This window comes from Oleiagrimonas sp., assembly GCF_027858935.1.
Classification (GTDB): domain Bacteria; phylum Pseudomonadota; class Gammaproteobacteria; order Xanthomonadales; family Rhodanobacteraceae; genus Oleiagrimonas.
In genome coordinates this window covers 1-5,250 of the sequence record NZ_JAQIBU010000134.1, presented here as the reverse complement: position 1 = coordinate 5,250, position 5,250 = coordinate 1, and the positions used below count along the sequence as shown (strand labels likewise).

The 5,250-nt window shown below is 63.8% G+C and carries 4 protein-coding genes and 1 pseudogene; 3 read left to right on the top strand and 2 right to left on the bottom strand.

The features are described 5' to 3' along the window. Together PF446_RS05080 and PF446_RS05075 are read left to right on the top strand one after the other, a co-directional pair. Positions 1-259, top strand: a pseudogene (locus PF446_RS05080) (sugar ABC transporter permease); the annotation flags it as partial. After that, entirely contained in the window at positions 256-1,077 is an 822-nt protein-coding gene (locus tag PF446_RS05075) for a carbohydrate ABC transporter permease (RefSeq protein WP_298070163.1), read from the top strand. The pseudogene PF446_RS05080 and the gene PF446_RS05075, both read left to right, overlap by 4 nt. Positions 1,078-1,250: 173 nt before the next feature. On the opposite strand, the gene PF446_RS05070 is transcribed toward PF446_RS05075, so the two are convergent. Beyond that, positions 1,251-2,645, bottom strand: a complete 1,395-nt coding sequence (locus tag PF446_RS05070) for a GH1 family beta-glucosidase (protein WP_298070162.1) — start codon at positions 2,643-2,645, stop codon at positions 1,251-1,253. A gap of 116 nt (positions 2,646-2,761) precedes the next feature. Between PF446_RS05070 and ugpC the strand changes: the two genes are divergently transcribed. Further along, positions 2,762-3,874, top strand: a complete 1,113-nt coding sequence (gene ugpC / locus PF446_RS05065) for a sn-glycerol-3-phosphate ABC transporter ATP-binding protein UgpC (RefSeq protein WP_298070161.1) — start codon at positions 2,762-2,764, stop codon at positions 3,872-3,874. A 16-nt stretch (positions 3,875-3,890) separates the two neighbouring features. On the opposite strand, the gene PF446_RS05060 is transcribed toward ugpC, so the two are convergent. Next, on the bottom strand, positions 3,891-4,667 hold the full coding sequence (locus tag PF446_RS05060; RefSeq protein WP_298070160.1) for a hypothetical protein: 777 nt from the start codon (positions 4,665-4,667) through the stop codon (positions 3,891-3,893). Positions 4,668-5,250: the final 583 nt, after the last annotated feature.

Below are 5,250 nucleotides of genomic sequence, written 5' to 3'. Positions count from 1 at the left end.
GCCCATGCTCGGCCCCACCCTGCTGATGGTCAGCATCCTCACCCTGTCGGGGTATTTCCAGCTGTTCGCCGAGCCCTACGTGATCACCGAGGGTGGACCGCTGCAAAGCACGATCAGTGTGCTTTACCTGATGTACCAGGACGGCTTCAAGTGGTGGAACCTCGGCATGGCCTCGGCGGTGGCATTCATGCTGTTTGTGCTGATTTTCGTGGTCACCAGCGTGCTGCTGCTGTTCGCTCGACGCCGGGGGCACGCATGAGTCCGCGCATGACCAGGGCCTGCATGAACGGCGCATTGGTCGGCATGACCGTGATCGCGCTGTTCCCGCTGGCATGGATGCTGTCGGTGTCATTCATGCAGCCGGGATCGGCCAGCACGCTGCCGCCGCCGTTGCTGCCCGCGCATCCGACGCTGGAAAACTACCGCCGGCTGTTTGCGCACGCGGGGATGGGCCGTTTTTTCCTCAACAGCCTGCTGATCGCAAGCGCGGTGACCCTGATCTCGCTGACTTTCAACCTGATGGCGGGCTATGCGTTCGCCAAGCTGCGTTTCGCCGGCCGTGAAAAGCTGTTCCAGGTACTGCTCGGTGGCCTGGTGATCCCGGCGCAGGTGGTCATGATGCCGCTGTTCCTGTTGCTCAAGGAGATGCACCTGGTCAACACCTACCTGGGGGTGATGACGCCCATGCTGGCGACCGTGTTCGGCATCTTCCTGGTGCGTCAGTACGCGCGCTCGATTCCGGACGAACTGCTGGAGGCAGCGCGCATCGACGGTGCCGGCGAAGGCCGCATCTTCGTGCAGGTCGTGCTGCCATTGCTCAAGCCCATCGTGGTCACGCTGGCGGTGTTCACCTTCCTGGCCAGCTGGAACGACTTCATGTGGCCACTGATCATCCTTACCGGCCAGGAGCACTACACCCTGCCGGTGGCGCTGGCCGCGCTGTCACGCGAGCATGTGCAGGACAGCGAACAGATGATGGCCGGATCGGTGGTCACGACGCTACCGGTGCTGCTGCTGTTCCTGGCCATGCAGCGGCATTACATCCAGGGCCTGCTGCTGGGCAGCGTGAAGGGTTGACGAGAAGCGGATAGAACTCTTTGTACCGTCTCCTGGACGAACAGTCTGCGCTGCGCGTTGCGCACGGGGGAATACCAGCCATCTGAAGAGACTGGATACCTGCAATTCAAGACCGTTGCTCCCCTGCAAGCCCGGGAGGAGACCCGGGCGCTGCATTGCGGGTCAACCGCGTTTCACGAGGGGTCTGCGCGCTGCGGCTCTGGGGTTTTGCCCGCACCTGCGGTCAGCGCCTCGCCATGGCTGGCGATGACATTCGAATAGAAACGCGCGCTGTCCTTGGGCGTACGCTCCTGGGTGGCATAGTCGACGTGCACGATGCCGAAGCGTTTGGAGAATCCCAGCGACCACTCCAGGTTGTCCAGCAGAGACCACAGGTAATAGCCGCGCACGTCCACGCCACTGCTGATCGCATGGTGGATCGCGCGCAGGTGCCGCCCGAGGTAATCGATCCGCAACGGGTCTTGCACGCCACCGGTGTTCACGGTGGGCGGGTCGTAGAAGGCCGCCCCGTTCTCGGTCACGTACAGCGGGATGTCGCCGTAGCGCTCACGAACCCAGACCAGGATGTCGGTCAGGCCCTGCTCGAAGACTTCCCAGCCGGTCTCGGTGTAGGTCGACTGCGACTGGCGCACGGTGCTGGCGTACAGCGGCCACGCGTCGGGGTCCTGCCGGGTCAGACCGCGGGTGTAGTAGTTGATGCCGAGGAAGTCCAGCGGCTGGCAGATCTGCTCCAGGTCCGTGGCCGGCCACTCGCGCCAGGCATCACCGAAAATCCGGGGCATCTCTTCGGGATAGTGGCCCTTCATCGCCGGATCCAGGTACTGGCGGTTCATGTAGGCATCGGCGCGCCGGGTGGCCTCGCGGTCGGCGGCGCTGTCGCTGGCGGCATATTTGGGTTCCAGGTTCACCACCAGGCCAATCTCGTGCTGGCCCCGGGCGCGGTACGCCTGGACCGCGGCACCGTGCGCGCGCATCAGGTTATGCGAGGCGATCACGGTCTCGTAGGGGCTGCGGTGACCGGGAGCCACCGCGCCGTGCAGGTATCCGCCATCGGTAACAACCCAGGGCTCGTTCAGGGTCACCCACAGGGGCACACGGTCGTCCAGCGCATCGAAACACACACCGGCATACTCGGCGAACCAGTCGGCGACATCGCGGTTGAGCCAACCGCCGCGATCATCCAGCGCCTCGGGCAGGTCCCAGTGGAACAGGGTGGCCATGGGCACGATGCCGTGTTCGAGCAGGGCGTCGATCAGGCTGCGGTAGAAGTCCAGGCCTTGCTGGTTGATACGGCCGGTGCCTTGCGGAAGAATGCGGCCCCAGGCGATGGAGAATCGGTAGCTGGTCAACCCCAGCTCGCGCATCAACCGAACGTCGTCGCGGAAACGGCGATAGTGGTCACAGGCCACGTCGCCGGTATCGCCGTTGTGCATCATCCCGGGTGTGTGCACGAATCGTTCCCAGATGCTCGGGCCGGCGCCGTCAGCCAGCGGCGAGCCTTCGATCTGGTAAGCACTGGTGGCGCAGCCCCATCGGAAAGCATCAGGAAATCGGTATGTCTCCGACATGGCGATGAACTCCCTCCTAAGCTGCGGGCAAGCGGGATTGAAAACGATTACATGGCAGAATAACTTAAACCGTCTGCGCTTGGCAGCCGGTCCGTGAGACGAATAGGGGGCCCACCGTGGGCAGTGTCGTACTCGAGCAGATCCACAAGACGTACGACGACGGATACCCGGCCGTGGTCGACGTCAGCTTCAGCCTCGATGGCGCACAACTGCTGGTGCTGCTGGGACCATCCGGCTGCGGCAAGTCGACCACCTTGCGCATGATCGCCGGGCTGGAAACTGTCACCCGCGGTCGCATTCTGATCGACGGCCGCGTGGTCAATGACGTGGAGCCCAAGGACCGGGACATCGCCATGGTGTTCCAGAACTACGCCCTTTACCCACACATGAGCGTGGCCGAGAACCTCGCCTTCGGGCTGAAGCTGCACGGTCATGCGCGTGCGGACATCGCCGCGCGGGTCGCTCAGGCGGCCGACATGCTGGGCCTGGACTCGATGCTGGACAAGCGCCCCGGGGCGCTTTCCGGCGGTCAACGCCAGCGCGTGGCGCTGGGGCGTGCGCTGGTGAGAAAGCCGCGTGTGTTCCTGCTTGACGAGCCACTGTCCAACCTGGACGCCGGCCTTCGCCAGAGCATGCGTACCGAGATCGCGCGCCTGCACCGCGTGCTCGGTGCAACCATGATCTATGTCACTCACGATCAGGTCGAGGCCATGACTCTGGGCCAGCGCATCGTGGTCATGGACGGTGGCCGGGTGCAGCAGATCGATACGCCGATGCACATCTACGACCACCCGGCCAACCTGTTTGTGGCCGGCTTCCTGGGCAGCCCGGGGATGAACCTGCTGCATGGACGGCTGGATCGCCGGCAGCGCCTGCTTCGCATGCCCGATGGCCCCGCGCTGCCGCTGGTCGGACTGGACCTGGAACGCGGATCGCTGGCGGCGCATGCGGATCGGGACATCGTGATTGGCCTGCGCCCGGAATCCCTGGCGCTGGCCCCGGGCCACGCCGGAACCGGGCAAACCGTCATCGAGGCGCAGCTGGACGTGATCGAACGGGTCGGCAACGAGGCCTACCTGCATCTCCGGTTCGGTACGCAAACCCTGGTGGCACGGGTCCCACCCTACGATCTTCCAGAACCCGGAAGCCACGTGTGCGTCGCCTATGCGATCGAACGCATGCACTTTTTCGATGCCGAAAGCGGCGCGCGGATCGAGGGCATGGACTGAGTTTTTCGAAGGCCGTTCAATGCAGGCTGCATCGACCGTCCAGCGCCACACTGGACGCGCGCGCCACTGCCGAGGCGCCGACGTCCGATTCGCGCAAGGCCTCCGGATAGCGCAGGAACGCCGTGATGTTCTTGCCGTGCATGTCGCGGATATTGGACAGGCCGCGAAACCAGCGAAGCTGGCGGCTGTCGGCCGCATAGGCCACATCAATATGCGGCAAGGCAAAACCGAACCAGCTTGACAGGCGCAGGCGAAACACCACCTCGCCCTTCTTGTCCGCAGCAGCATCCTGATGACGAGAGACCTCGAAGCCCATGAACTTGCGCCGGCTGGGCACCAGAAACGACAGGTCCACGGTCTTGCCGCTCATCAGGGCCGCCCAGTGCCGATGAAGAAAAACCCCGAAACCACTGTCGATGACCGGCTGGTCTGCCTTGGGCAATGCGGCGGACATGGTCTGTTCTGCGCCGACCCGATGCACGAAAACCTGACGCTGCCCGTCCACCGTCCGCACGCCTTCCCGATAGCCGTTGCGGGCATCATTGAGCTCAAAATCCGGGGCTTGGGGCGTGCCGCTACCCCCGCCATCGATCTTGCGTGCAAACGGTTTGCCGTCCGGGCACACGTACAGAACCAGCGCGCGCCGGTGCCCGTTTTCCCGGTAGCGGTAGTGACGCTCACGATAGATCACCGGACCGTTTTCACTGGCTTGGGCGATGCCAACAAACCGGCTGACGGCACCCGGGGAGGAAGCTGCCGCCAGCGCTGCAACAAGCATCAAGTCAAACAGCATGATGGCTCCTAAGGCTGATAACACTGCGTGCCCAGTTCGCAAAGCGCGCACAGCAGGAAGTGGTGCGCCTGCATGGATGTACGCAAGGCCAGCGTACATGGATGCATGTGAACTCCATTTGTATACGCTCGCCGCCATCCGCCATATTCCGGCGTTTACCCGCAACCAGGTCCAACGCCTGCGGTCATGGGCTGAGCGCATCGAACAGGAGCAGGCGCCCCCGATATGGAGGTTCGGAAGCCTCCTTGCTGCAGGGCAAGCGACACCTCCAGGCCATGCCGTGCAAAAGCGGGAGCCCAGAAGCCATAGCCAGATGATCAGTGGCGGAGTCACTGACTGCATGCACGAAGCCTGTCGGAGCGTGTTGCCTGCAGGACTGCACGGGCCTGCTTGGCTGCATGGCATCGGCTTTAAGCGGACGGTCACGTGGATCAAGTACGATCAGCGCTGGCGTACACTGACCGTTCTCGTCCGGAGATATCCCATGCGCAAGATTTCGCTACTGTGCCTGACCACGCTGGCGCTGCTGATGGCCGGCTGCACCTGGGGCATCAAGCTCAACGATGCCGGCCGCAAGGTCCGC